Genomic DNA, 24,944 nt, shown 5'->3' on the forward strand with positions numbered 1-24,944 from the left:
GCAACATGGTGGGCCGGATCGTGGAGATCGAGACGAATGACCGGCACCTCGCGATCAATCGCGGCTTTCTCGTCGTTTCAGACAAAGGCACCGAAATTGGGAAGGTGCCGCTCGATGACATCGCTGCGGTCATCGCTAATGCGCACGGGCTGACCTATTCCAATAACGCGCTCGTGGGCCTTTCTAGCCGCGGCATCCCGGTCATTCTCTGCGGCGCCAATCATATGCCGGCCGCGATTGTCTGGCCCGTGGACGCCCACCACGTCCAGACCGGTCGCATGAAGGATCAGATCGCAGCAAGCCTGCCCCTGAAGAAGCGCTTGTGGGCGCAAATCGTGCGGGCCAAGATTCTGGGCCAGGGAGCTACACTGGAATCCGTCGGAGCTACGCACGAAGGCTTTCTCCTGCTGTCTCGCAAAGTGCGGTCTGGCGATCCGGACAATGTCGAAGCCGAAGCGGCCCGGCGCTACTGGCGCCTGCTGATGGGACCGGATTTCCGCCGCAACACGGATGGCGGCGGAACCAATGCGATGTTGAACTATGGCTATGCTGTGCTGCGCGCCGGCGTGGCGCGGGCTGTCATGGCGACCGGCCTGCACCCAAGTTTCGGGCTAATGCACTCGAACCGATCGAATCCGATGGTGCTGATCGACGATCTGATGGAGCCCTTCCGGCCAAGTGTCGACCGCGAGGTCTGGCGGCTCGTCCGGAACGGAACCAGCGACGTCGACAAGGAGGCTAAGGCGGCGCTGGCGCGCATCATGGTGATCGACCTGCCGACCAGCTTCGGCCTCAGCCCTTTGATGGTCTGCGCCGAACGGCTGGCTCAATCCCTCGCCAAGGCCTTTGCCGGCGAAGCCGACCAACTGGAGTTGCCCCTCCCCGCCCGACCGTTGGAGACGTGATGGCGCGCAGAGTTCGCAAGAAAAGCTCGACGCCAGCGCGACCTGCTGGGGAATCGTTCACGACACTGACCGGGTACCGCATCATGTGGATATTCGTTCTGTTCGACCTTCCTGTCGGAACCAAGAGAGAGCGCAAAGCCGCCAACGGATTCAGGCTGGCCTTGCGCGACCTAGGCTTCGAGATGAGCCAATTCTCGGTCTACCTGAAGTTCACGGCCGGAAAGGAGCAGGCCGAGGCTGTCGAGCGCCAAGTGGAAACGCTGATGCCATCGTCCGGCAAGGTGCACGTCATCCAGATCACCGACAAGCAATATGAGAACATTCGGACCTACCGGGGACGAAAACGAGAACACTCCCCGAAAAACCCGAGCCAGCTGGCGCTGTTTTGACCCGCCCGCTCCTGCAATCCCGCGATCAATATCAAAGAAAAAGGCCCTGAACTCAGGGCCTTAGGGGAGTATCGATCATAGCGGTCTGGTGATTGAGGGCCAACCGCAACTGCGTCGCAAAGACTAAGTTTCCGGTTTGAATCATAGCGGTCTGGTGATTGAGGGCCAACCGCAACAGCCCCAAGTGGAACGAGCACAACAGGCGATCATAGCGGTCTGGTGATTGAGGGCCAACCGCAACCCATTTTGAGCGAGTGTCCATGGGCCTGAATCATAGCGGTCTGGTGATTGAGGGCCAACCGCAACCGCAAGCTTCTTGACCAGCCCGGCATCCGATCATAGCGGTCTGGTGATTGAGGGCCAACCGCAACAGGTCGCGCCTTATGTGCACGGCTCGACCGATCATAGCGGTCTGGTGATTGAGGGCCAACCGCAACAGAGGGCATGCACGACAGCGCAACGATCTCATCATAGCGGTCTGGTGATTGAGGGCCAACCGCAACCGGCGGTCTCCTCGGCCATCTCATCCATCAATCATAGCGGTCTGGTGATTGAGGGCCAATCGCAACCAGTTCAAATTCATCACCGGCTGGAACCGATCATAGCGGTCGGTAATTGGAGGCCAGCACTCCAAAATTCTCTCAATGGTCAAAAGAGGATAGCTCAAGTCAGGCCGGACCAGCATTTTTTCATTTCTTTTTTCCGGAAATGATGTATGATCCGCGCATCCTGCCTCGTTGCGAGGGGCGTACGCGTCGTCACGGACGTTGGGGCGGGATGCGGTGGACGGAGCGGCGATGCACGACGGGCATGGTTGCTGCGGACGGCGAAGTCGCGTGGTCCTGACCTCCCGATGCTGAGGTCAAGCCTGTCGCCGATGTTGACGCACGGCGCGGGTGACGGTGGCCAGAAAGCTCGGCGCACCGGGGAGATCGCGTATAAGCTGTTAAAACCAGCCGCGCGGGGAATGCCGGGTCGATCGGCTGAACCTGTGGTGACTGCCGCCTGCTTTTTGTGTTGCAGGCGGGCCATGGGTGAGGCCTTCACCCGGCATTCCCTGCGCCCTTGTTTCGCGAGGGCAGAGCTGCTCCATCAATCCCGGGCGCCATCGGCGCTGCGGCGACGATAGCGCGTGTCAGGTCATGGTATCCGCTGCGAGCTTGGATCAATCGCATCTGCGCGCCATCGGATGCACTCCGCGCCTGTCGCGATCGTCGGCTACGGCCGGCCACTCGAACGGATCGGGCGGCCCTGGCTGATGAAGGCGTAGTGGCCGGCGCCGATGCCGCCGACCATCAGCGCCTCGACGACGGGCTCGGCGATCTCGCCGGTCGCCGCCCAGTCGACGACGAAATTGGCGCCGGTGCCGCCGCGGGTGTCCTTGGTCGGCACGAAGATCTCGATGGTGGCGAACGGCTTCAAGGCGACCGGCGCAGCGAGGTGGGCTTCGACCAGCGCGCCGGCCGTGTCGTAGTAATTGATGCGCCGGATGATCAGCGGCCGCTGCTCGGAGGCGTTGTGGATGCTGAGGGTGACGGAGAAATCGGCCTGCACGCGGCCCGGCGCCATGGTGACGCTGGAATAGACGGGGACGTAGACCGCGCCCGTCACCGCGGGCGGCTCTGTGGGAACTGTGGTCAGCGAGCTGGCGAAGGTCGTGGTCACGCTGTCGGCGGCCCGCATCTCGCCAGTCGCGAGCCACAGCGCCAGGGCCGCGGCCGCGATGTGACAGATTGCGGGTTTCCTTGTGCGGCGGCGCGACATAAGTTGACCCCTCGGGGGTTGCTTCATGCATGAACTGATTGGCGACATCACGCTCTGCATCCTGTTTGCGTGGGTGCTTGGACTGGCCGCACATAAATGGCGCCAGCCCTCGATTCTCGCTTATCTGGTCGCGGGCTTCGCCATTGGCCCCTTTGGCACCGGCTGGGTCAAGTCCCAGGAATCGATCTCGGTCATCTCCGAGCTCGGCCTGATCTTCATGCTGTTCATGATCGGGCTCGAGATCGACCTGAAGAAGATCATCCGCGCCGGCCCGGTGATTCTCATCGCCGGCGGCGTGCAACTGCTCGGCGGCGCCGCGCTCGGCATCCTGTTCTTCGTCGCCATCGGCATGCGCATGGGCGCCGAGAGCTACGATGCGCTGTATCTCTGCGTCGCCTGCGCGCTGTCCTCGACCGTGATCATCGTCAAGGTGCTGTACGAGAAGCGCGAGCTCGACACCCTGCCCGGCCGCATCACGCTCGGCGTGCTGGTGTTGCAGGACGTGTTCGCGATCCTGTTCCTGGCGGTGCAGCCGAGCCTCGACGACCTCCATTTTGGCGTGATCCTGCTGTCGTTCGCGCGCGCCGGCGCGCTGGTCGCGATCGCGCTGCTGCTCAGCCGCTATGTGCTGCCGCCGGTGTTCCACCGCATCGCGCGGACCCCCGAGCTGATCCTGCTCGGCGCGCTCGCCTGGTGCTTCCTGATCGGCGAGATCGCCGAGCGGCTGCACCTGTCGCGCGAGATGGGCTCCTTGATCGCGGGCGTGTCGCTGTCGACCTTCCCTTACGCGCTCGACGTCACCGCCAAGGTCACGACCTTGCGCGATTTCTTCATCACGCTGTTCTTCGTCGCGCTCGGCATGACCATCCCGATCCCGACCATGTCGGTGGTCGGGCTGGCGCTGGTGATCGCGCTGTTCACGGTGGCGAGCCGGCTGCTGACGACCTTCACGCCGCTCTACATGATGCGTCAGGGCCTGCGCGCGAGCCTGCTGCCCGCGCTCAACCTCGCCCAGATCAGCGAGTTCTCGCTCGTCGTGATCCAGACGGGTGCGGCCGCCGGACACCTGAAGAACGGCACGTCGGCGGCGGCATCCTTCGCCTTCGTGCTGCTCGCGGTGCTCTCGACCTTCGTGATCGTGCGCTCCGACCCGATCGTGCGCCGGGCGATCCCGCTTCTGAAGCGCGTCGGCTTGAACGATCTCGACGACAGCAAGGACGGCGAGGCCGGCCACGACGGCGGCGGTCACGGCGCGGGCCGGCCGATCGTGCTGCTCGGCTTCTTCCGCACCGCCAGCGCCCTGCTCAGCGAGATCGAGCGCAACCAGCCGGCGCTGCTGGAGCAGATCGGCGTCGTCGACTTCAACCCCGTCGTCTTCCGCACCCTCTCCGATCGCGGCATCCAGGTCACCTACGGTGACATCAGCAATGTCGATACGCTGTTGCATGCCGGCGTCGGACAGGCCGAGCTGATCATCCTCAGCATTCCCGACTCGCTGCTCAAGGGCGCCAACAACGAGAAGCTGGTGCGTCACGTCCGCAGCATCAATTCGACCGCCAAGATCGTCGCGACGGCCGACCTGCTCGCCGACGTCAACGACCTCTACGAGGCCGGCGCCGACTATGTGACGGTGCCGCGGCTCAGCGACGCGCAGGTGCTGCTCAACCTGATCCAGGACGCGAGCGCGGGCCTGTTGTCGGAGCGTCGCAGCCAGGCCGAGGCGATGCTGGCCGACCGCCGCGAGGTCCTGCCGTGACGCGCCTCATCCACGTTTCATCACTCCAGACCCGCCAGATGCCATGACCAACAGCCACGTCCACGTCGTCGATCACCCGCTGGTCCAGCACAAGCTCACCTTGATGCGCGAGCGCGACCGCTCCACCAAGGGGTTTCGCGAGCTGCTCAACGAGATCGGCATGCTGCTGGCCTACGAGGTCACGCGCGACCTGCCGATCGAGCTGGTCGACATCGAGACGCCGATCGCGGCGATGAGGGCGCCGAAGATCGCCGGCAAGAAGCTGACGCTTGCGCCGATCCTGCGCGCCGGTGTCGGCTTTTTAGACGGCATGCTGGCCCTGATGCCCTCGGCGCGCATCGCCCATATCGGGCTCTACCGCGATCCCAACACGCTGCAGGCGGTCGAGTACTATTTCAAGGCGCCGCAGGATCTGTCAGACCGCACCGTGATCCTGATGGACCCGATGCTCGCCACAGGCAATTCCGCCTGCGCGGCAGCCGAGCTCCTGAAGGCGCGCGGCGCCCGCGACATCCGCTTCGTCTGCCTCCTGGCCGCGCCCGAAGGCATCGCCAGATTCAGCGCAGAGCATCCGGACATCCCGATCTGGACCGCCGCGATCGACGAGAAGCTCAACGACCACGCCTATATCGTGCCGGGCCTCGGCGATGCGGGAGACCGGATGTTCGGCACGAAGTAGGATGCCGCGATCGATGCCGCCGCGAGACGACTTGCACGGCAAAGTGTCAGGACGCGCGCGGCGCGACGCGCAGAACATTGAAGATGCGTCCGTCGATCACCAGCAGCGCGCTCCCGATCACCAGCGCTCCGAGGATCTCGCGCAGCGAAATGGTGTCGCCGAGCACCATATATCCGAGCAGGATCGTCGTCAGCGGGATCAGCAGCGTCACCAGGGTCACATTGGTCGCGCCGGAGCGGCGCAGCACCTGAAAGAACACGATGTAGGCGAAGGCCGTCGACAGCCCCGCAAGGGCCGAGATCGCGAGCCAAGTCTGAGGTCCGGGCATTTGCAGGCGCCAGGGCTGGTCGACGATCCCCGCGATCACCAGCACCATCACGCTCGATGCGGACAACTGGAAAGTGGCGGTCGCGAGCGGCGGCGAGGTGGCGAGATGGCGCCGCACCAGCAAGGCGGCCACGCCGTAGCTGAGCGATGCGCCGAGACCGAACAGAATGCCGGGTCCGCCGTCCAGTCCCGCCCCGCCCCGCAAGATGACCACGCCGGCGAGGCCCACGATCAGACCTGCGACACGGCGCGCCGAGAGCCCTTCCTCTCCCGCGGCAGCCATCACTGCGATCGTGAACAGCGGCGTCGTGGCATTAAGAATCGCGGCAAGACCCGACGTGATGTAGGTCTGGCCGATCACGATCAGACAGAACGGCACGACGTTGTTGAACAGCGCGACAGCAAAATAAGGCCGCCATCCGGCGATCCCCTTCGGCAGTCTGAGCCCGCGCAGGCGCGCGACCGGTAACAGGATCGCGGCCGCAAGCGCGATACGCAACAGCACGAGCGTCAGCGGCGGCAACTCCTTCAGGGCCAAGCCATTGAAGATGAACGAGCCGCTCCACAACAACGACAGCAGGCCGAGCAGCGACCAGTCGCGCGGGTCCATCCTGTCATTCTGAACTGCCATCACCGCCCGTCGCCGTTGGAATGCTGGTTGATCGTTGCAGACCGTGTGGGAAACCGTCCACCCGCTTTCCGAAGGCGGAGAGGCCGACGGCCGAGGTCAGGCCTTCGGCCGCGAGACCAGCTCGATCATGCGGCCCTCGTCCTCGTCGGGCATCGCCGCCTTCGCGTGCGCGTAGGCGTCGACCGCCGCCTGCGTCATCACCGGACGCGCGCCCAGCAGCTCTTCGGCGAGCCGCAGCGCATAGGCCGCATCCTTGTGGCGCAGCGCCGCCGTGAAGCTGGCATTGGCGAAGTCGCGCGCGATCATCCGCGGCGCATGGCGCAGCACCTGCGGGCTCGCCGCGACGCCACCCTGGATCGCCTCCAGCACGAGGTTCATGTCGAGGCCGGCCTGTTCGGCGATCGCAAGCCCCTCGGCGAGCCCCGCGATCTGCATCGCCCCGAGCAGGTTGTTGATCAGCTTGTAGACGGTGCCGGCGCCGACGGGTCCGAAATGGCGGATGGTCGAGCCGATCGGCGTCAGATACGGCCGGGCGCGCTCGAGATCGGCGGGATCGGCGCCAACCAGCAGAGTGAGCTTGCCGCTCGCGGCCGCATCGGGCAGGCCCGTCACCGGGCAGTCGAGATAGGTGACACCGCGTGCATCGAGCTCGCGCGACAGCCGCAACGCATGATCGCGCGAGACGGTCGAGCATTCGATCGCGATGGTGCCGACGCGCATCGTCGCCGCGGCGCCATCGGGCCCGAGCCAGACCATGCGCGAGGCCTCGTCATCGGCCACCATGGTCACCACGGCGTCGGCATCGATCGCGGCATCCGCCGGCGAGGTCGACCAGCGCGCGCCGCGCGCGATCAGGTCCTCGGCCTTGGCCTGGCTGCGATTCCACACAGCGACCGAGTAGCCGGCGTCGAGATAACGCCCGGCCATGCCATGGCCCATGCGGCCCAGTCCGATGAACGCGACGCGAGCCACCCGCTAGTCCACGTCGTCGATCACGGCACCCGGCGACGTGCCGAAGGCACGCTGCGCCAAGGTCGCGGCCATGAACTCGTCGAGATCGCCGTTGAGCACGCCGGACGTGTCGGAGGTCTGCACGCCCGTGCGCAGGTCCTTCACCATCTGGTAGGGCTGCAGCACGTAGGACCGGATCTGGTGGCCCCAGCCGATCTCGGTCTTGGCCGCCTGGTCCGCCGCCGCCTTCTCCTCGCGCTTCTTCAGCTCGATCTCGTAGAGGCGCGCACGCAGCATGTCCCAGGCCTGGGCGCGGTTCTTGTGCTGCGAGCGGCCGGCCTGGCAGACCACCGCAACGCCGGTCGGGATGTGCGTCAGACGCACCGCCGATTCGGTCTTGTTGACGTGCTGACCGCCGGCGCCGCCGGATCGCATGGTGTCGACGCGGACGTCGGACTCCTTGATGTCGATCTTGATGGAGTCGTCGATGACCGGGAAGATCTGCACCGACGAGAACGAGGTGTGGCGGCGCGCATTCGAATCGAACGGCGAGATGCGCACCAGGCGATGCACGCCGGCTTCGGTCTTCAGCCAGCCATAGGCGTTGTGGCCGGAGATCTGGATGGTGGCCGACTTAATCCCGGCCTCTTCACCGAGCGATTCTTCGAGAAACTCGACCTTGAAGCCGTGGGTCTCGGCCCAGCGCGTGTACATGCGCAGCAGCATCGAGGCCCAGTCCTGGCTCTCGGTGCCGCCGGCGCCGGCGTGGACTTCGAGATAGGTGTCGAACTTGTCGGCTTCGCCCGAGAGCAGCGCTTCGAGCTCGCGGCGGGCGACCTCCTTCTTCAGCTCCTTGAGCGCATTCTCGGCCTCAGTGACCACGCCGGCATCGTTCTCGGCCTCGCCGAGCTCGATCATCTCGATGTTGTCGTTGAGCTCACGCTCGACCTTGCCGATGCCGGTCAGCGAATCCTCCAGCGAGGTTCGCTCCTGCATCAGCCTTTGAGCTTTTTGGGGATCGTTCCAGAGATTGGGGTCTTCGGCGAGCTTGTTCAGCTCGGCCAGCCTTGCCGTCGATGTCTCGACGTCAAAGATGCCTCCTCAGCAGCCCGACCGACTGCTTGATCTCTTCTACGATTTTTTCGATTTCGGCGCGCATGTCGCTCTCTTCAGGCCACGGCCGAAAACGCCGCGGCAATCATCTCTGTCCCGGGATGTAGCGGCGCGCGGTGCAAAGCGCAATCGCCATGCACCGCATCTACCGGAGTTTCATGGGACCTAGTAGAGGCTACCCGTGCCCGGGCGGATGATGAAGTTGCCGGCGTCAGGCTGGCCGCCGCTCTGCGACGGCATCACGCGCCCGTCGGCATCGGCGACGCCGATGACCGAGTAGTTGTCCGGCGGCGCCGTGCCGGGCTTGAACGCCTCCATGATGGTACGGCCGCCATCGCCCGGGCTCGCCCGCATGCCGGTCTTGGCGTCGACGCGAACCAGCTTGATGCCGGCCGGGATCTTGAACGGCGTTGCCGGCTTGTCGGCCAAAGCGAGCTTCATGAAGTCCTTGGCGATCGGCGCAGCGAGATGACCGCCGGTCGCGGCGTTGCCTTTGCCGAGGGGACGCGGCTTGTCGTAGCCCATGTAGATCGCGACCGCGAGATCCGGCGAGAAGCCGACGAACCAGGCATCCTTGGCCTCGTTGGTGGTGCCGGTCTTGCCGGCGATCGGCTTGCCGACCTCCTTCAGCACGGTCGCCGTACCGGCCTGAACCACGCCCTCGAGCATCGAGGTGATCTGGTAGGCCGTCATCGTATCCAGCACCTGCTCGCGGCGGTCGACCAGCTGCGGCTCACTCTGGTTCTTCCAGCCGTCCGGCGCGTCGCAGCCGCGGCACTCGCGGGCGTCATGCTTGAAGATCGTGTGGCCGTAGCGGTCCTGGATGCGGTCGATCAAGGTCGGCTTCACCCGGCGGCCGCCATTGGCGATCATCGAATAGGCCGTCACCATGCGCATCGCGGTGGTCTCGCCGGCGCCGAGGGCATAAGAGAGATAGTTCGGCAGCTCGTCATAGACGCCGAAGCGGCGCGCATATTCCGAGATCAAGGGCATGCCGACGTCCTGCGCCAGACGCACCGTCACCGTGTTCAGCGACAGCCGCAGCGCGTTGCGCAGGGTCGTCGGACCGAGATACTTGCCGTTCGAGAAGTTGTCGGGACGCCAGACCTGGCCACCCTGCCCCTGGTCGATCTCGATCGGCGCGTCGACGACCTGGGTCGACGGCGTGTAGCCGTTGTCGAGCGCCGACGAATAGACGATCGGCTTGAACGACGATCCGGGCTGACGATAGGCCTGCGTCGCGCGGTTGAACTGGCTCTGGTCGAAGGAGAAGCCGCCGACCATCGCCAGCACGCGGCCCGTGTTCGGGTCCATCGCGACCATGGCGCCGGACACCTCGGGCAATTGTTCGAGGCGATACTGGCCCTCGACCGGATTGCCTTCCTTGAACAGCGGGTCGGCATAGATCACGTCGCCCGGCTGCAGCACCTGCGCTACCGACGTCGGCACCTTGCCGCGGCCATTGCCGCTCGCAGCGCGCGCCCATTTCACACCGTCGAGCGTGATGAGGCCGGTCTGCCGCTCCTTGCTGACGGCGCCGCCGAGCTCGCGCGGCGGCTGGAAGCCGATGCGCGCGGACTGGTCGCTGGTCTCCAGCACCACCGCCATGCGCCACGGCGAGATATCGGAGAGCGACTTGATCTCGGCGAGCTTCAGGCCCCAGTCACCGGAGATGTCGAGCTTGGACACGGGGCCGCGATAGCCCTGCTCCTGGTCATATCGCACGAGGCCCGCGACCATGGCCTTGCGCGCCATGACCTGGACCTTCGGGTCGAGCGTCGTCCGAACCGACAGCCCGCCCTCATAGAGCTTCTTCTCGCCGTAGCGCTCGAAGATGTCGCGCCGCACTTCCTCGGCGAAATATTCGCCGGCGAAGATGTGCGCGCCGGTGTTGCGGCTGGCGATGGTCAGCGGATCCTTGCGCGCCTTCTCGGCGTCGGCCTGCTTGATCCAGCCGTTCTCGAGCAAGCGATCCACGACGTAGTTGCGGCGCTCGATGGCGCGGTCGCGGTTGCGGATCGGATGCAGGCTGCCCGGCATTTTCGGCAACGCCGCGAGGTAGGACGCCTCGGCGACCGTGAGCTCGTTGACCGATTTGTCGAAATACACCAGCGACGCCGCGGCGATGCCATAGGCACCGGAGCCGAGATAGATCTCGTTGAGGTACAGCTCGAGGATCTTGTCCTTCGAATAGGTGCGCTCGATGCGCATCGCCAGCAGCGCTTCCTTGATCTTGCGCGCGAACGAGACCTCGTTCGTCAGCAGGAAGTTCTTGGCGACCTGCTGCGTGATCGTCGAGGCGCCCTGCGGACGGCGGTTCGAGCCGAAGTTTTGCGCGTAGACGACGGCAGCACGCGCCATGCCGGTGAAGTCGATGCCGCCATGCTCGTAGAAGTTCTTGTCCTCGGCTGCGAGGAACGCGTTGATCACGAGCTTGGGAACCGCCTGGATCGGGAGGTACAGCCGGCGCTCCCTGGCGTATTCGCCGACCAGCGAGCCGTCCGCGGCGTGAACCCGCGTCATCACCGGAGGCTCATAATCCTGCAGCTGGGAGTAGTCAGGCAAGTCCTTGGAGAAATGCCAGATCAGGCCGGCCGCTGCCGCCACACCGACCAGGAACACAACCGTACCTGCGGCGAACAGGAAGCCCAAAAACCGCACCAGAAAGCGCATTGGCGAATATCCGTTCCAACTCTTGTTCGTCTCTCGGCTCGGACACGGCGCGTCTCGCAAGACGCTGCCGCAAACATCACGCGGGCGGCTGCAATGCCGCGCAACCCATGCCGGAGAACCGCACGGTCAAGCCCATCAGCGGTCAAGCCTACCACAAGTCTGCAGAGAAGGAATCCTCAGCTGATTCCTGGTGCCTCGCAGCACGTTTATACGGCTGTTGCTGTGGCCAAACTAGGGCTTTGCACGGGCCGGCGCCGGCTTGTCCGGCCGCTCGGCAACCGCATTGGCGACCCGCTTGGCGAGGAAGGCATCGATCGCCCGCGCCATCGCCTCTGCCGTGCGCGACCGCCAGGCCTCCGAGACCAGGTTCCCCATGTCGCCCTTGTTCGAGACATAGCCGAGCTCGACCAGCACCGAAGGTACGTCGGGCGCCTTCAGCACCCGGAAACCCGCCGATTTCAACGGCCGCTTATGCATGTGCACGGCGGTCTTCATGTCGTTCATCAACACCCGGGCGAAGCGATTGGAAAACGTGCGGGTTTCCCGTCTCGCCAGATCGATCAGGATGTCGGCGACGTCGGCGGGCTCCTCGGTGAGGTTGACGCCCCCGATTTGGTCGGCGCGGTTTTCCGCCTCGGCCAGCCGCTCCGCCTCAACGTCGGACGCCTTGTCCGACAGGGTATAGATGGTGGCGCCCTGCGCGCTGCCCTCGCCCTTCGGCAGCGCATCGGCGTGAATCGACACGAACAGCGCCGCCGACTGCTTCTGGGCGATTCGAACGCGGTCGCCGAGCGGAATGAAGGTGTCGTCGTCGCGGGTCATGACGACGCGGTATTTACCTGCGCGTTCGAGCCGGTCGCGCAGCGCCTGGCCGAAGGCGAGCACTAGATTCTTCTCAGGCACCTCGCCGCCCTGGGTTCCGTAATCGATTCCGCCATGGCCGGGATCGATGACCACCACGGGGCGGGTGTCGGGCGGGCCGCCGGTCGGCGGCGTTGCGACGGCAACGGTGGTCGGCGGCGGCCGGACGGCCGGAGGTCCTCCGCTGCCCGCAGCCCCGGACGACGCTGTCGAATCGGCCTGCTTGGGCGGCGACCGGCCATCGACCCCGATGGAGCGGGCGAAGGTGGCCTCGTCGACCTCCTCCAGCTCGAGCACCAGCCGGGGCGGCTGGCCGTTGGCCGCATCGAGCACCGTCGAATTGGCGATTCGCGCCGGCCCTGTCAGATCGAACACGATGCGGGAGCCGCCGGGCATCACCAGCCCGTAGCGAAATGCCTTGACCAGTCCGCGGCCGCCGCTTCCGGCGCCGGTCGGCAGGTGGAAGCTGACCTGCGGCAGATCCACGACCACGCGATAGGGATCGCTGAGGGCGAAGGCGCGGAACGGAACCGTCCGATCGAGATCGAGGACGAACCGGGTCTGCCGGGAATCACCGGCCAGCCGCGCGTCGGTGGCGATTGGAAATACCGGCGCAGCGATCACGGGTTGGGGCTGGACGACCGGCGCGCTCTGGGCCTGCGCCGGGGCCGTGCATAACATTTGCGTGACGCAGAGCGCCGCGCATCCCAGCCAAAAAAGCGTATTTGCCCGGCGAGCTGCCAATTCCATGCCTCCGCGGGACCGTCTTACCGCAACCAATCCCAGGGGTTAATCGTCTAATTTTGTCATTTTCGTTAAAGGCCCCCGATTGTTGCGGTTCCGCGACGCTTCCCTTGCACCGCCTGACCATTCCTCGTATGTACGAAGGGCTGAAGGCTATTCCTTACTGCCGGTTGTGTCGCGTTCAACCTCCCGGTGAAACGCTGGAAGCTTCGTGATCGGGTTCTCAACGTCGGGCCCTCGATCGTTGCGGAGATTCCTGCGCCTTTCCGACGCTCCAACAAGCCTGCGCGATCCCGCGCGGCTGCGACGGAGAGCCGGTCACGAGCCGAGTAGCGCCTAGCGCAGGCGCCGTCTCGCAGAGACCGTCCGGGCACGAGGTCAGATATGACCAAGGTCAGACACGGCGTAGCCCAATACCACATTCCTACCGGGGTGGGTATTGTTCCAGGGCATGCGTCTCGGCGCGATCTGGCCTTCGGCAAGAGACAGGCGGCACCCGCTGCCGCCCACATATTCCAGACGGGCCGACGCTTGATGCGCCAGACTGAGTTGCCAACCATGACCAGCGGACGATCCGCGCCGATGCGGGGCCAGACCCCCGCCCGGCCAATCGCCCCGCCGGCATCAGGGTTGGTGCGGCGCGACCAGACGCGTTTAGGCCTTCCCCTCACCCCCGAATCAGGTGGACCGTCGCGTCATCCGACAGCGCGCCACGCGCTCGCGGCTAACCGCGTCCGTCGCCTCCAAGAGTTCCAATATGCCCAACAAGATGTTGATCGATGCTACCCACCCGGAAGAGACCCGTGTGGTCGTCGTCCGCGGCAACCGCGTCGAGGAATTTGATTTCGAAACTGCCCAGCGCAAGCAACTTCGGGGCAACATCTACCTGGCGAAGGTCACCCGCGTTGAGCCTTCGCTCCAGGCCGCCTTCGTCGAGTACGGCGGCAATCGCCACGGCTTCCTGGCCTTCAGCGAAATCCATCCCGACTACTACCAGATCCCGGTCGCCGACCGGCAGGCGCTGATCGAGGCCGAGGAGCGCGCCCACCGCGAGGCCGAGGAAGAGAGCGAGAACCGCTCCAACCGCCGCCGCAACCGTCACCGCAGCTCGCGTCGCCGCGGCAGCGGCGAGCGCGTGCAGAGCGAGATCGTCGAGGCCGCCGAGGGCGTCCAGACGGTTCATGGCGAAGGCCATGAGGCCGATCACGAGGCGCATGAGCATCACGCCTACGTGCAGGACGATCATACCGATCAGCCGCATGCCGAGGCCGGCGAGCAAGGCGAGGCGCAGGGCTTCTCCGAGACGCCGCTCGACGCCCCCGAGCACGACGACGCGGGCGGCGCGCATGAGGGCGCAGCCGAGCCGTCGCACGGCGCCGACGACCATCACGACGCCGTCGCGGCCCCCGCGGCGGCGGAGCCCGTCGCTGCGGCAGAGCAACCGGCGGTGGCCGCCGCAGAAGCTGAGACCGCCTCGATCAGCGACGCTCCGGCCGAGGCCTCCGCGCCCGCTGCCGAGGCAGACGACGATCACGAGGCCCACGCTCATGACGAGCATGATCATGACCACAATGACCATGTTCATCATGAACACGACCATCATGACCATGACGAGCATGACCACGACGAGGACGTCGCTCCGGTCGGCGAGCATGAGGGCGAGGGCGTCACGATCGTGCCGGGTGACGAGAACGGCGCCGATCCGGTCTCCGACGAGCACGAGGATGACGACGAGGAGATCGAGGAAGAGGTCGTCGAATCCGTCGGCGGCGACGACGTGCTCGAGGAGGTGCCGGAGCGCACCTTCCGTCCGCGCCGCCAGTACAAGATCCAGGAGGTCATCAAGCGCCGCCAGGTGATGCTGGTGCAGGTGGTCAAGGAGGAGCGCGGCAACAAGGGTGCTGCGCTGACGACCTATCTGTCGCTCGCCGGCCGCTACGCCGTCTTGATGCCCAACACCGCCCGCGGCGGCGGCATCAGCCGCAAGATCACCTCGGCCCAGGACCGCTCGCGGTTGAAGGAAGTGGTGCAGGATCTCGACGTGCCCGAAGGCATGGGCGTGATCCTGCGCACCGCCGGCGCCAACCGCACCAAGCCCGAGATCAAGCGCGACTTCGAATATCTGCTGCGCCTGTGGGAAACGGTCCGCGACATGACCCTGAAGTCGCAGGCCCCCACCCTGGTCTATGAGGAAGGCTCGCTGATCAAGCGCTCGCTGCGCGACCTCTACAACAAGGAGATCGACGAGATCCTGGTGGCCGGCGAAGCCGGCTACCGCGAGGCGCACGACTTCATGAAGATGCTGATGCCGACCAATGTCCGGGCGGTGAAGCAGTATCGTGACGGCCAGCCGCTGTTCTCGCGCATGGGCGTCGAGAGCCAGCTCGATGCGATGTTCACGCCGACGGTGCAGCTGCGCTCCGGCGGTTACATCGTGATCAACCAGACCGAGGCGCTGGTCTCGATCGACGTGAACTCCGGCCGCGCCACGCGCGAGCATCACATCGAGGACACTGCGCTCAAGACCAACATGGAGGCCGCCGAGGAAGTGGCGCGCCAGCTCCGCCTGCGCGACCTCGCCGGTCTGATCGTCATCGACTTCATCGACATGGACGAGAAGCGGAACAACCGTTCCGTCGAACGCAAGCTGTCGGATTGCCTGCGGCAGGATCGCGCGCGCATCCAGGTCGGCCGCATCTCGCATTTCGGCCTGCTCGAAATGTCGCGCCAGCGCATCCGCGCCAGCGTGCTGGAAAGCTCGACCGAGCCCTGCGCGCATTGCGGCGGCACCGGCCATGTCCGCTCGGTCTCGTCCGTCGCGCTGCAGCTGCTGCGCAGCCTCGAAGAGGCGCTGATGAAGGGCGCGACCCACAATCTCGTGGTCCGCACCCGCACCGAGGTGGCGCTGTACGTGCTCAACCATAAGCGCGGCCATCTGCGCGACCTCGAGAACGGCTTCAAGGTCTCGCTCGCCGTCATCGCCGACCCGAGCGTCAGCGGCCAGCAATCCTTCATCATCGATCGCGGCGAGCAGGTGCATACGCTCGAGGCCGCCAAGGCGCTGCTCGTGGCGCAGGCCTCCGCGCCGCCGCTGGTGGCCGAGGAGATCTACGACGAGGACGAGGCGTTCGACGTCGAGACCGAATCCGAGGTCGAGACCGAGGAGACCGAAGGCCTTTCCGAGGATGCAGCCGAGGGCAGCGCTGGCGAAGGCGAACGCGACGGTCAGCGCCGCAAGCGGCGCCGGCGCCGCCGCGGCCGTGGCAGCGAAGCCCGCGAGGGCGCGCTTCCGGAAGGGACCGTCGCAGCGCCGAACGCCGAGCCCGGCTTTGCTGGTGAGCAGGCGGTCGAGGAATCGGACGCAGAGGATGACGAGAGCGAGGAGCAGCCCGCTTTCGCGCAAGGCGAGCAGGCCGATCAGGGCAACGGCGAGCGGCGTCCCCGTCGCCGCGGTCGCCGCGGCGGCCGCCGCCGTCGTGGCGGCGCGGAGGATGGTCTCGCCGCCTCGATCGGTGACGAGCTCGCGCCCGCCTCGGCCTCAGAGGTTGAATCGGCGGTCGCCGACTTCGACGGCAATGGCGCTCCCCATCATGACGACGAGCCCGCCGAGCCTGCGACGCCGGTCCATTCCGCGGCCGTCGTAGAGGTCGATGAGCCCGCTGCTGCGACACAGGCGGCTCAGGCCCCTGCCCCCGCGGTCCACGAGACCGAGGCTCCGAAAGCCGAAGCTGCGAAGACCGAGGCGGCCAAGCCTGAGTCCGAGAAGACCCCGCGCCGCTCGACCGTGCGCGAGAAGGTCAGCTTCGTCACGGAGCCCAAGCCGGAGAGCGCGGCTACGGCGGTGAACGTGGCCGAGAGCAGCCCGGTTGCTCCGTCGGCCGAGACCACGCCGTCCGAGCCGGCCGCAACCGAGCCGGCGGCCACAGACGCGACGACGCCGGCGGCGCCGCGCCGGGCCGGCTGGTGGTCGCGCCGCTTTGGTGGCGGGCAGCAATAAGCTTCGCCGTTTTCGAACGCTCCAATGCAAAACGCCCGGCCACACGGCCGGGCGTTTTCGTCTCAGATTGGCTTTGATGGCCGACGACTCAGCCGGTCGTGACCGCCGTCTCGACATCCGACGGGTCGATCTGCTGGTTGAGCCGCTTCTGCAGCAGGTCGTGATCGAGCTCGCCTTCCCACCACGACACGAACACCGCGGCGATGCCATTGCCGGTGATGTTGGTGAGCGCGCGCACCTCGCTCATGAACTTGTCGATCGAGAACACGATCGCCATGCCCGGCACCAGCGCAGGATTGACCACCGACAGGGTCGCGGCGAGCGTGATGAAGCCGGCGCCGGTGACGCCGCTGGCGCCCTTCGACGTCAGCATCGCCACGATCAGGATGGTGACCTGCTGGCTGAACGACAGGTCGACGCCGAGCGCCTGCGAGATGAACAGCGTCGCCAGGGTCATGTAGATGTTGGTGCCGTCGAGGTTGAAGGAGTAGCCGGTCGGCACGACCAGGCCGACCACCGGCTTGGAGCAGCCGAGCCGCTCCAGCTTCTCCATCAGCTGCGGCAGCGCGCTCTCCGAGGAGCTCGTGCCGAGCACGATCAACAGCTCGTCCTTGATGTAGGCGATGAACTTGAAGATGCTGAAGCCGATGAAGCGGGCGATCAGGCCCAGCACGATCACGACGAACAGGCCGGCCGTGATGTAGAACAGCGCGATCAGGCCGATGAGATTGCCGAGCGCGGCGGGACCGTATTTGCCGATCGTAAAGGCCATCGCGCCGAATGCGCCGACCGGCGCGGCCTTCATGACGATGGCGATGACGCCGAACACCGCATGCGCCGTGTCGTCGATGATGTCACGCAGCTTGTGGCCGCGCTCCCCCAGCGCCATCAGCGCGAAGCCGAACAGGATCGCGAACAGCAGCACCTGCAGGATGTCGCCGCGCGCCAGAGCGCCGACCACGCTGTCGGGAATGATGTTGAGCACGAAGTCGACCGACTTCTGCGCTTCCGCCTGCTTGACGTAGTTGGCAACCGCGGCGGCATCGGGCTTGGCGGCCAGACCATGGCCGAGCGGCGCCAGGTTACCGACGATCAGGCCGAGCACCAATGCAAAGGTCGAGACGATCTCGAAATAGACCAGCGCCTTCACGCCGACGCGGCCGACCTTGCTGGCGTTCTGGATGTGGGCGATGCCCGACACCACGGTGCAGAAGATGATCGGCGCGATCACCATCTTGATCAGCTTGATGAAGCCGTCGCCGAGCGCCTTGATCCAATCATTGGTGGCGATGTTCGGGAACAGCCAGCCGACCAGGACGCCGATCACGATCGCGATCAGCACCTGGATGTAGAGAATGCTGTACCAGGGCTTGCTGCCCGTTTGTGAAGGGACGCCGCGCGTCCCGGTTTCCGTCGCTGCCACCATCGGCCTCATCCACCTTCGTCTGTCGGGCTCGCGTGTCCCAGCCCTTGTCGGCCGCACCTCAGACAAATTGTCGCGACCGAGTCAATGACGACGAAGGATGGTCGCGCCAGGCGCTAGCCCAGCCAGCGCGCGATCCGGGCCACGGCTTCGCGCATATCCTCAGCCGAGCGTGCATAGGAGAAGCGCACGAAGCTGCGGCCGTGGATCGGATCGAAGTCCACGCCAGGGGTCGCCGCGACATGCGTCTCCTCTAGCATGCGCTTGGCGAACTCGAAGCTGTCGGAGGTAAAGTCGGAGACGTCGGCGTAGAGGTAGAAGGCGCCATCGGCCGGCAGAAACCGCGTCAGGCCGGCCTTGGGAAACCCCTCGATCAGGATCTGGCGGTTCTCCTGATAGCCGTGCTTGATCGCCTCCATCTCGGCGCGGCCATCGAACGCCGCCTCGGCCGCGATCTGCGACAGGGTCGGAACGGAGATCGCGAGGTTTTGCTGCAGGCGCTCGATCGGCCGAACCAGCGCATCCGGCACCACCATCCAGCCGATGCGCCAGCCGGTCATGCAGAAGTATTTCGAGAACGAATTGATGATCAGGGCGTCCGGCGACAGCTCGGCCGCCGTCACCGCCGGGAACGCATAATCGAGCCCGTGATAGATCTCGTCGGAGATGAAGCGGATGCCGGCCTCGCGCGCCGCCGCGATGACGCCGCCGAGCGCCTCGCGCGACATCATCGTTCCCGTCGGATTGGCCGGGCTCGCCACCAGCACGCCCTTCAGCGGCGTCTTGCGGTGCGCCGCGAGCAGTGCCTCGCCGGTAAGTGCATGGCGGTTTTCGGCGGTGGTCTCGATCAGCACCGGCTCGCAGCCCAGCGCCGTCAGGATGTGGCGATAGGGCGGATAGCCCGGCACCGTCACGGCGACGCGGTTCGCCGGGCTCGAACATCGCCAGGAACGCCAGGATGAACCCAGCCGACGATCCCGTGGTGATCACGATCCGCGCCGGATCGATCTCGCACGCATGCGTCTCGCGATAATGCCGCGCGATGCGCTGCCGCAGCGACGACAGGCCCAGCGCCGAGGTGTAGTCGATGCGGGCCTGATCGAGCGCGGCGTGAGCGGCTGAGATCGCGGTGCGCGGCGCCGGCGCGGCCGGCTGGCCGACCTCCATGTGAATGACATGGCCTCCGCCCGCCTCGATGCGCTCGGCCGCGGCCATCACGTCCATCACCATGAACGGCGGAACATTGCTGCGCGCGGATGGCGCCGTCAGGTTGGCGATCCGCTGTTCCAATGTCGGTATCACTGTCGCATCCACCATGGATATCTGCTATTGACCCCGCCTGTTCGGACCCGCTCTCGACCGGCGGCATGAGGACCATGGCCTGACCGGGGCCTCATCCGCCGCAGATGAGCCGCATTCCGCAGTTTGGTGGGCAATAGCCCGTATCGAGCCTCGCGCCAATTGCAAAGATCGACCGATGTTGCTCCCAATCGTGCTTCGCAAGAAATTGTCCGGCGGGTTGGCCGCGATCGTCGCGGCCGCCGTCGCGCTCGGACCGGTTGAGCCGGCTTCGGCGCAGCAGGGCAAGGGCCCGCCGATCCTGCGCGACACCGAGACCGAGGTGCTGCTGCGTGAATACACGCGGCCGATTCTGCGCACTGCCGGGCTCGAGAAGCAGAACATCCAGATGGTCATCATCAATGACAGCTCGTTCAACGCGTTCGTCGCCGATGGCCGCCGGATCTTCGTCAATTACGGCGCGATCCTGCAGTCGGAGAATCCGAACCAGCTGATCGGCGTGCTCGCACACGAGACCGGCCATCTCGCAGGCGGCCACCTCGCCAAGCTGCGCCAGCAGCTCGCCACCGCGCAGACGCAGATGATCATCGCCACGATTCTCGGCGCCGGCGCGCTCGCGATGGGCGCCTCCCGCGGCGGCGGCAATGGCGGCCTCGCCAATGCCGGCGCCGCAACGCTGTCGGCGCCGGGCGAAGTCATCCGCCGCTCGCTGCTGTCCTATCAGCGCCAGCAGGAGGAGAACGCCGACCGCGCCGGTGTCAAATTCCTCACCGCCACCGGCCAATCGCCGAGGGGCATGTACGAGACCTTCAAGCGCTTCACCAATGAGAGCCTGTTCGCGGCGCGCGGCTCGGACCCCTATCTGCAGTCGCACCCGATGCCGGCGGATCGCGTCGAGGCGCTGGAAGGCCTGGCGCGGCAGTCGCCCTATTGGGACAAGAAGGACGACGCGTCACTGCAGCTGCGCCATGACATGGTGCGCGCCAAGATCTCGGCCTTCATGGAGCGGCCCGACACGGTGGCGCGGCGCTATCCGATGTCCGACAACGGCCTGCCGGCGCGCTATGCCCGGGCGATCTCGACCTATCTTCATGGCGACCTGCGCAGCGCGCTGAGCCAGATCGACGCACTGATCCAGGTGCAGCCCAACAATCCCTATTTCTACGAGGTTCGCGGCCAGGCCCTGCTCGAAGGCGGGCGTCCGACGGAGGCCATCGCGCCGCTGCGCAAGGCCGTGCAACTGTCGAATAGCGCGCCGCTCATCAACATGTTACTTGGCCAAGCCTTGGTGGCATCCGAGAACAAGGCCTACACTGAGGAGGCGATCACGATCCTGCGCGCCGCCGTTGCACGCGAATCCGAGGCGCCGCTCGGCTACTCCCAGCTCGCGATGGCCTATGGCCGCAAGGGCGACTTTGCGGAGGCGGATCTGGCTTCGGCCCAGGCGGCGTTCCTGCGCGGCGACAACAAGACGGCGCGGGAGCTGGCGTCACGGGCCAAGACGCGCTTCGCCGTCGGCTCTCCGGGCTGGGTCAAGGCCGACGACATCGTCTCGTCAAAGCCGTCTTCGAGCCAATAGGTCGCGGGCAGCCGAACTGGACTCGTCGGAGCATTGAAACTGCTGCTAATCTGCTGACCGGAACACTGAAATACCGATCACGACCATCGACAAGGACCCGATCATTTTGACCCAGAGGATCTCCTTCATGCCGTCATTCCGCACGCTCCTTCCCGCGGCGCTGCTCGCGCTCTCGCTCTGCGGCGCCCCGCAAGTGGCGTCGGCTGAGAGCTTCTCCGACAGCCAGCGCGGCGAGATCGAGACCATCGTCAGGAATTACCTGATCGCGCATCCCGAGGTGCTCGAGGAGGCGATGGCCGAGCTGCAGAAGCGGCAGACCGCGGCCGAGGCGGCCAAGCACGAGGCCGGCATCGCCAAGAACGCCGAGACCATCTTCAACTCGCCGCGCGGCGTCGTGCTCGGCAACAAGGATGGCGACGTCACCTTCGTCGAGTTCTTCGACTACAATTGCGGCTACTGCAAGCGCGCGATGACCGACATGATGGAGCTGATGAAGAGCGACCCGAAGCTGAAGGTCGTTCTCAAGGAATTCCCGGTGCTGAGCCAGGGCTCGGTCGAAGCCGCGCAGGTCGCCGTCGCCGTCCGCATGCAGGCGCCGCAGAAATATCTCGACTTCCACCAGAAGCTGCTCGGCGGCCGCGGCCAGGCCGACAAGGCCCACGCGCTCGCGGTGGCGAAGGATCTCGGGCTCGACATGGCACGCGTCGAGAAGGACATGGCGAGCCCCGAGGCCAAGGCGACGATCGAGGAGAACTTCAAGCTCGCCGAGGAGATGGGCATGAACGGCACGCCGAGCTACGTGATCGGCAAGCAGGTCGTGATCGGCGCCGTCGGCGTCGAGGGCCTGCGCGAGAAGATCAGCACCGCACGCTGCGGCAAGGCGAGCTGCTGAGCCGCGCTCGCCGACGACGGTCTGATATCACGGACATCGAACGAAAGGCCGGCTGGATCAGCCGGCCTTTTGCTTGTGCAGGACCAGCCGAGCAGGACAAGCCGGCCCCAACGGGGACAGACAGCGCCTTTGGAGCTTTCAGCTCCGGTGTATCAACCGTGGCCCCGATTCCGTTAGCCCCCTTGCCACGCCCCGGCCAATGGCCGTACACTTGCCGTGGAGGCATCGCTATGTCCAAAACCCCATCTCGTGCCGGCAAGGGCCGCGTCCGGGCGGAGCGGCTAGAGACGCGGGTGACCGCTGCCCAAAAAAGCCTGATCGAGCGCGCAGCCGCCTTGCAGGGGCGGAGCGTCACCGATTTCGTGCTGGCCAGCGTGCAGGATGCCGCGCGGCGGACGATCGAGGAGCACAATCAGCTCGCGCTCTCGGTGCGCGACAGCGAGGCTTTCGTCGATGCGCTGTTGAAGCCGCAACCGGTCAATGACCGTCTCCGCGACACCGTGCGCCGCTATCGTGAGCGGACGGGCGTCTGAGGTGTGGCCGACGACGGCGCGCCAGTCCGGTTCGAGGCGCTCGCGGCGCATCACGATCGCTCGGACTTCGACAGCGGGGTAGCACCGCTGGACCGATATTTTCGCACCCAGGCCGGACAGGACGCGCGCAAAAACATGGCTGCGCCGTTCGTGCTGGTGCTGTCCGACGATACGATCGCGGGTTACTACACGCTGTCAGCCACATCGGTCCGGCTCGCCGAATTGCCCGAGCCTGTGGTCCGCAGGCTGCCGCGCTATCCCTACGTCCCCGCGACTTTGCTCGGTCGTCTCGCCGTCGACCGACGGCAGCAGGGCAAAGGCTACGGCCGCCTCCTGCTGGCCGACGCGCTCCATCGCTCGGCACGCAGCGAGATCGCCTCTTTTGCTGTTATCGTCGATGCCAAGGACGACAACGCCCGTCGCTTCTACGAGCGCGAAAGCCTTCTGTCGCTGCCGGACCATCCGATGAAACTGTTTCGGCCGATGGCGGATATACGTCGTTTATTCGATAAGGACTAAATTGCTTCGGCGCAGGCGATGCGGATGATGTCGCAACATCGAGAACTCTTGGTTCAAGAGGCGCTCCTCACCACGAGCCTCCAGCGTTACGGTGACAGTGCACACTCAATAGCCGAGCCGCCGCCAGAGCGCTCCAGCGGAAAAAGTTGAGTGCACTGCCGCCGTAATTCCCGTGGCGGACACCTGCTTCCGGTTGAGCCCCAAAAGCAGACCTCGCGCGAACCGGCGGATAAGTCCGGAATGGGCCATAAGCTGACGTGGGCCGGCAGCGGCGCGCTAGGTTTAGTTCCTAGAACCGGACCTGCTCGATTCGATCGTCCGGCTTCGCGGGCCAGCTGGCAACAAAGTCCAGCACTTCCGCGAGCGGTTCGTCAGGATGCAATGTGGTCGTAAGCTTTCTGATCCGACCAGGATCCGAGCCATCCCCGACGACAATCTCGTCGATTAAATCGTCCACCAAGCTCGCCTCCGGCCCCACAACCGCCACCAACACGACGCCATCGGCGAGGCAGGCCTCGACAAAGGAGTCGAGTTTCGCAGGATCAACGAGAGGTGTGTGCAGAATGATCTTTCGAGCGTAGGGCATGCGTGAACGTAGGACAAAAGTCGGATCGCGACAATCAATTGGGGAACTTGACGCGGCATCTGTCCGCTCCGGGTCAAAAGCGGCCTCTCGGCCATGCGACGCTTACTTCCGGTTGCCCCCTGAGAGCGGACGTCGCCAGCAACGACTGGAAGGCCCGAGATGGGCCATAACCAAAAGTGAACCAACGTGTCGGCATTCTGGATCAAACGGCCAAAGTTCTTTTTAGTGCGGTCGTTCTTCCAATGATGCGCTACGGTCGATCTGCCATAGATAGATACAGTTGCGACTGGGGCGGCATGAGGGGACCGAAATGAGTACAAGAAATAAGGCGCGCTTGGTCGTTTTAGCCCTGCTTTGGTCGATCCTGGGGTGTATGTGGCTATTCGGCACTGCCAACCCTGCGGTTTTCCTAGTGTTGACGATTGGTCTGCCCGTACTAACTCTGACGATTGCGCTCCCGATAGCGGAGTTGATTAGGTGGTCCAATCGTTCAACTCAAAATATGCCACCTTCAAATTTAAAATAGTACTCCAGGACTAGAAACAGATCAGTGCTGCGCACCACATTTTGTTAAGAAAGTTGAGCAGGTCCGCTTCGGGTCAAAAGCTGACTGCGGCCGTCCGACGGCAAGCTTCCGGTTGAACCCTCAGACCGGACATCGCTGTCGCCGACCGGAAAGGTCTGACATGGGCCATTCGTGACCGAGGTCAACGGGGGTACGGTGACAGTCACCGCAATTGCACGTTGCGCCCATACGCGATCAAAGCCCTTCGTCCCGAAGAATCTGCTTCGCCTTTTCGTCGTTGAACGCAGCAGCTTTCCTCAACAAATAAATGGCACGGTCTTGGTCCTGCAGCACCATTCAGGCCATGAGCGTAGTTGACGATCATTTCGCGACTGGCCGCCAGATGACCTGCTTCCGCCACGCGCTCCTTCAGGTCGAAGTAACGCTCCTTGGCAGTCCCGGCCCCGAGTCCGCGCCGAAAAGCTCCCGAAAGATAGAGAAGCGAATCGAAGTCCTCGGGTGCGATTGCCCGCTCGGCCTCTTCCATCCAGCGCAAACTAGAGGAGTTGTCTCCCTTGTCTTGCAAAAACTCCGCCATTTCGATCATGGCCAGGATCGAGCCCTTGGCGATGAACTGTTCGAAATAGGCAACAGCCTGCTCCTCCTCACCTTGTCTGAGAAGCTCCCGAGCTTCTCAGACATCAAAGCCCACTGCGTCCGAGAAGATCTGCACCACTTACTCAGTCTATTCTACCTTGAATTGCGCCCCGCACATTGGGCCACTTCGTCTTCGAAGTGCGACAGCATCAGTCGCCTGC

Annotated in this window: 18 protein-coding genes, 1 pseudogene and 1 CRISPR repeat array; of the genes and pseudogenes, 9 read left to right on the top strand and 10 right to left on the bottom strand. The window is 65.1% G+C overall.

Annotated elements, in window-relative coordinates:
- Window positions 1-5 precede the first annotated feature (5 nt).
- On the top strand, window positions 6-905 hold the full coding sequence (gene cas1 / locus ACVILH_RS25615; protein ID WP_456715364.1) for a type II CRISPR-associated endonuclease Cas1: 900 nt from the start codon (window positions 6-8) through the stop codon (window positions 903-905).
- Window positions 905-1,294: a CRISPR-associated endonuclease Cas2 gene (cas2, locus tag ACVILH_RS25620; RefSeq protein ID WP_456715365.1), complete on the top strand. Its 390-nt coding sequence runs from the start codon at window positions 905-907 to the stop codon at window positions 1,292-1,294. Before cas1 ends, cas2 begins: the two co-directional genes overlap by 1 nt.
- A 74-nt stretch (window positions 1,295-1,368) precedes the next feature.
- Window positions 1,369-1,863: a CRISPR direct-repeat array (repeat unit 36 nt; unit sequence ATCATAGCGGTCTGGTGATTGAGGGCCAACCGCAAC).
- Window positions 1,864-2,512: 649 nt separating this feature from the next.
- On the opposite strand, the gene ACVILH_RS25625 is transcribed toward cas2, so the two are convergent.
- Window positions 2,513-3,058, bottom strand: coding sequence for a DUF3124 domain-containing protein (locus tag ACVILH_RS25625; RefSeq protein WP_456715366.1), 546 nt, complete (start codon window positions 3,056-3,058; stop codon window positions 2,513-2,515).
- 25 nt (window positions 3,059-3,083) lie between these two features.
- On the opposite strand from ACVILH_RS25625, the gene ACVILH_RS25630 reads away from it, so the two are divergent.
- Together ACVILH_RS25630 and upp are read left to right on the top strand one after the other, a co-directional pair.
- Window positions 3,084-4,814 carry a cation:proton antiporter gene (locus tag ACVILH_RS25630; protein WP_456715367.1) on the top strand — a complete coding sequence of 577 codons (1,731 nt, stop codon included), beginning with the start codon at window positions 3,084-3,086 and terminating at the stop codon, window positions 4,812-4,814.
- Between the two features lie 43 nt (window positions 4,815-4,857).
- A complete protein-coding gene (gene upp / locus ACVILH_RS25635) occupies window positions 4,858-5,493 on the top strand; it encodes a uracil phosphoribosyltransferase (protein WP_456715368.1) in 636 nt (211 codons plus the stop codon).
- A gap of 46 nt (window positions 5,494-5,539) precedes the next feature.
- On the opposite strand, the gene ACVILH_RS25640 is transcribed toward upp, so the two are convergent.
- The 5 genes from ACVILH_RS25640 to ACVILH_RS25660 form a co-directional block, all read right to left on the bottom strand.
- Window positions 5,540-6,451 (bottom strand): DMT family transporter, encoded by a 912-nt coding sequence (locus ACVILH_RS25640; RefSeq protein ID WP_456715369.1) that lies wholly within the window; start codon window positions 6,449-6,451, stop codon window positions 5,540-5,542.
- 96 nt (window positions 6,452-6,547) lie between these two features.
- A complete protein-coding gene (locus ACVILH_RS25645; RefSeq protein ID WP_456715370.1) occupies window positions 6,548-7,423 on the bottom strand; it encodes an NAD(P)-dependent oxidoreductase in 876 nt (291 codons plus the stop codon).
- Window positions 7,424-7,426: 3 nt separating this feature from the next.
- Window positions 7,427-8,561 (bottom strand): peptide chain release factor 2 gene (prfB, locus tag ACVILH_RS25650; RefSeq protein WP_456715371.1). Its coding sequence is split into 2 segments (ribosomal slippage): window positions 7,427-8,491 and window positions 8,493-8,561, totalling 1,134 coding nucleotides; the frame shifts between segments, so codons are not numbered across the junction.
- A 119-nt stretch (window positions 8,562-8,680) separates the two neighbouring features.
- Window positions 8,681-11,188 carry a penicillin-binding protein 1A gene (locus ACVILH_RS25655; RefSeq protein ID WP_456715372.1) on the bottom strand — a complete coding sequence of 836 codons (2,508 nt, stop codon included), beginning with the start codon at window positions 11,186-11,188 and terminating at the stop codon, window positions 8,681-8,683.
- Between the two features lie 231 nt (window positions 11,189-11,419).
- Window positions 11,420-12,730, bottom strand: a complete 1,311-nt coding sequence (locus ACVILH_RS25660) for an N-acetylmuramoyl-L-alanine amidase (protein WP_456715373.1) — start codon at window positions 12,728-12,730, stop codon at window positions 11,420-11,422.
- A gap of 820 nt (window positions 12,731-13,550) precedes the next feature.
- Here ACVILH_RS25660 and ACVILH_RS25665 point away from each other — a divergent pair.
- Window positions 13,551-16,790 carry an Rne/Rng family ribonuclease gene (locus ACVILH_RS25665; RefSeq protein ID WP_456715374.1) on the top strand — a complete coding sequence of 1,080 codons (3,240 nt, stop codon included), beginning with the start codon at window positions 13,551-13,553 and terminating at the stop codon, window positions 16,788-16,790.
- 88 nt (window positions 16,791-16,878) lie between these two features.
- On the opposite strand, the gene dctA is transcribed toward ACVILH_RS25665, so the two are convergent.
- Entirely contained in the window at window positions 16,879-18,216 is a 1,338-nt protein-coding gene (dctA, locus tag ACVILH_RS25670) for a C4-dicarboxylate transporter DctA (protein ID WP_456715375.1), read from the bottom strand.
- Between the two features lie 113 nt (window positions 18,217-18,329).
- Window positions 18,330-19,530, bottom strand: a pseudogene (locus ACVILH_RS25675) (pyridoxal phosphate-dependent aminotransferase).
- A gap of 160 nt (window positions 19,531-19,690) precedes the next feature.
- On the opposite strand from ACVILH_RS25675, the gene ACVILH_RS25680 reads away from it, so the two are divergent.
- From ACVILH_RS25680 to ACVILH_RS25695, 4 genes are all read left to right on the top strand, one after another.
- On the top strand, window positions 19,691-21,091 hold the full coding sequence (locus tag ACVILH_RS25680; RefSeq protein WP_456715376.1) for a M48 family metalloprotease: 1,401 nt from the start codon (window positions 19,691-19,693) through the stop codon (window positions 21,089-21,091).
- 127 nt (window positions 21,092-21,218) lie between these two features.
- Window positions 21,219-21,983, top strand: coding sequence for a DsbA family protein (locus ACVILH_RS25685; protein WP_456715377.1), 765 nt, complete (start codon window positions 21,219-21,221; stop codon window positions 21,981-21,983).
- 230 nt (window positions 21,984-22,213) lie between these two features.
- On the top strand, window positions 22,214-22,516 hold the full coding sequence (locus ACVILH_RS25690) for a type II toxin-antitoxin system TacA family antitoxin (protein ID WP_456715378.1): 303 nt from the start codon (window positions 22,214-22,216) through the stop codon (window positions 22,514-22,516).
- 3 nt (window positions 22,517-22,519) lie between these two features.
- Window positions 22,520-23,035: a GNAT family N-acetyltransferase gene (locus ACVILH_RS25695; protein ID WP_456715379.1), complete on the top strand. Its 516-nt coding sequence runs from the start codon at window positions 22,520-22,522 to the stop codon at window positions 23,033-23,035.
- 289 nt (window positions 23,036-23,324) lie between these two features.
- Here ACVILH_RS25695 and ACVILH_RS25700 read toward each other — a convergent pair whose 3' ends face one another.
- Together ACVILH_RS25700 and ACVILH_RS25705 are read right to left on the bottom strand one after the other, a co-directional pair.
- Complete coding sequence (locus ACVILH_RS25700; RefSeq protein WP_456715380.1) at window positions 23,325-23,621, bottom strand: hypothetical protein; 297 nt, start codon at window positions 23,619-23,621, stop codon at window positions 23,325-23,327.
- Between the two features lie 728 nt (window positions 23,622-24,349).
- Complete coding sequence (locus ACVILH_RS25705; protein ID WP_456715381.1) at window positions 24,350-24,733, bottom strand: hypothetical protein; 384 nt, start codon at window positions 24,731-24,733, stop codon at window positions 24,350-24,352.
- Window positions 24,734-24,944 lie beyond the last annotated feature (211 nt).

The organism is Bradyrhizobium sp. USDA 4353 (assembly GCF_054063215.1).

Excerpts from the sequence above, each read along its gene's own strand:
- cas1 (WP_456715364.1), top strand. The coding sequence starts at position 6 with ATGGTGGGCCGGATCGTGGAGATCGAGACGAATGACCGGCACCTCGCG.
- cas2 (WP_456715365.1), top strand. The coding sequence starts at position 905 with ATGGCGCGCAGAGTTCGCAAGAAAAGCTCGACGCCAGCGCGACCTGCT.
- ACVILH_RS25625 (WP_456715366.1), bottom strand. The coding sequence starts at position 3,058 with ATGTCGCGCCGCCGCACAAGGAAACCCGCAATCTGTCACATCGCGGCC.
- ACVILH_RS25630 (WP_456715367.1), top strand. The coding sequence starts at position 3,084 with ATGCATGAACTGATTGGCGACATCACGCTCTGCATCCTGTTTGCGTGG.
- upp (WP_456715368.1), top strand. The coding sequence starts at position 4,858 with ATGACCAACAGCCACGTCCACGTCGTCGATCACCCGCTGGTCCAGCAC.
- ACVILH_RS25640 (WP_456715369.1), bottom strand. The coding sequence starts at position 6,451 with ATGGCAGTTCAGAATGACAGGATGGACCCGCGCGACTGGTCGCTGCTC.
- ACVILH_RS25655 (WP_456715372.1), bottom strand. The coding sequence starts at position 11,188 with ATGCGCTTTCTGGTGCGGTTTTTGGGCTTCCTGTTCGCCGCAGGTACG.
- ACVILH_RS25660 (WP_456715373.1), bottom strand. The coding sequence starts at position 12,730 with ATGTTATGCACGGCCCCGGCGCAGGCCCAGAGCGCGCCGGTCGTCCAG.
- ACVILH_RS25665 (WP_456715374.1), top strand. The coding sequence starts at position 13,551 with ATGCCCAACAAGATGTTGATCGATGCTACCCACCCGGAAGAGACCCGT.
- dctA (WP_456715375.1), bottom strand. The coding sequence starts at position 18,216 with ATGGTGGCAGCGACGGAAACCGGGACGCGCGGCGTCCCTTCACAAACG.
- ACVILH_RS25680 (WP_456715376.1), top strand. The coding sequence starts at position 19,691 with ATGTTGCTCCCAATCGTGCTTCGCAAGAAATTGTCCGGCGGGTTGGCC.
- ACVILH_RS25685 (WP_456715377.1), top strand. The coding sequence starts at position 21,219 with ATGCCGTCATTCCGCACGCTCCTTCCCGCGGCGCTGCTCGCGCTCTCG.
- ACVILH_RS25690 (WP_456715378.1), top strand. The coding sequence starts at position 22,214 with ATGTCCAAAACCCCATCTCGTGCCGGCAAGGGCCGCGTCCGGGCGGAG.
- ACVILH_RS25700 (WP_456715380.1), bottom strand. The coding sequence starts at position 23,621 with ATGCCCTACGCTCGAAAGATCATTCTGCACACACCTCTCGTTGATCCT.
- ACVILH_RS25705 (WP_456715381.1), bottom strand. The coding sequence starts at position 24,733 with ATGATCGAAATGGCGGAGTTTTTGCAAGACAAGGGAGACAACTCCTCT.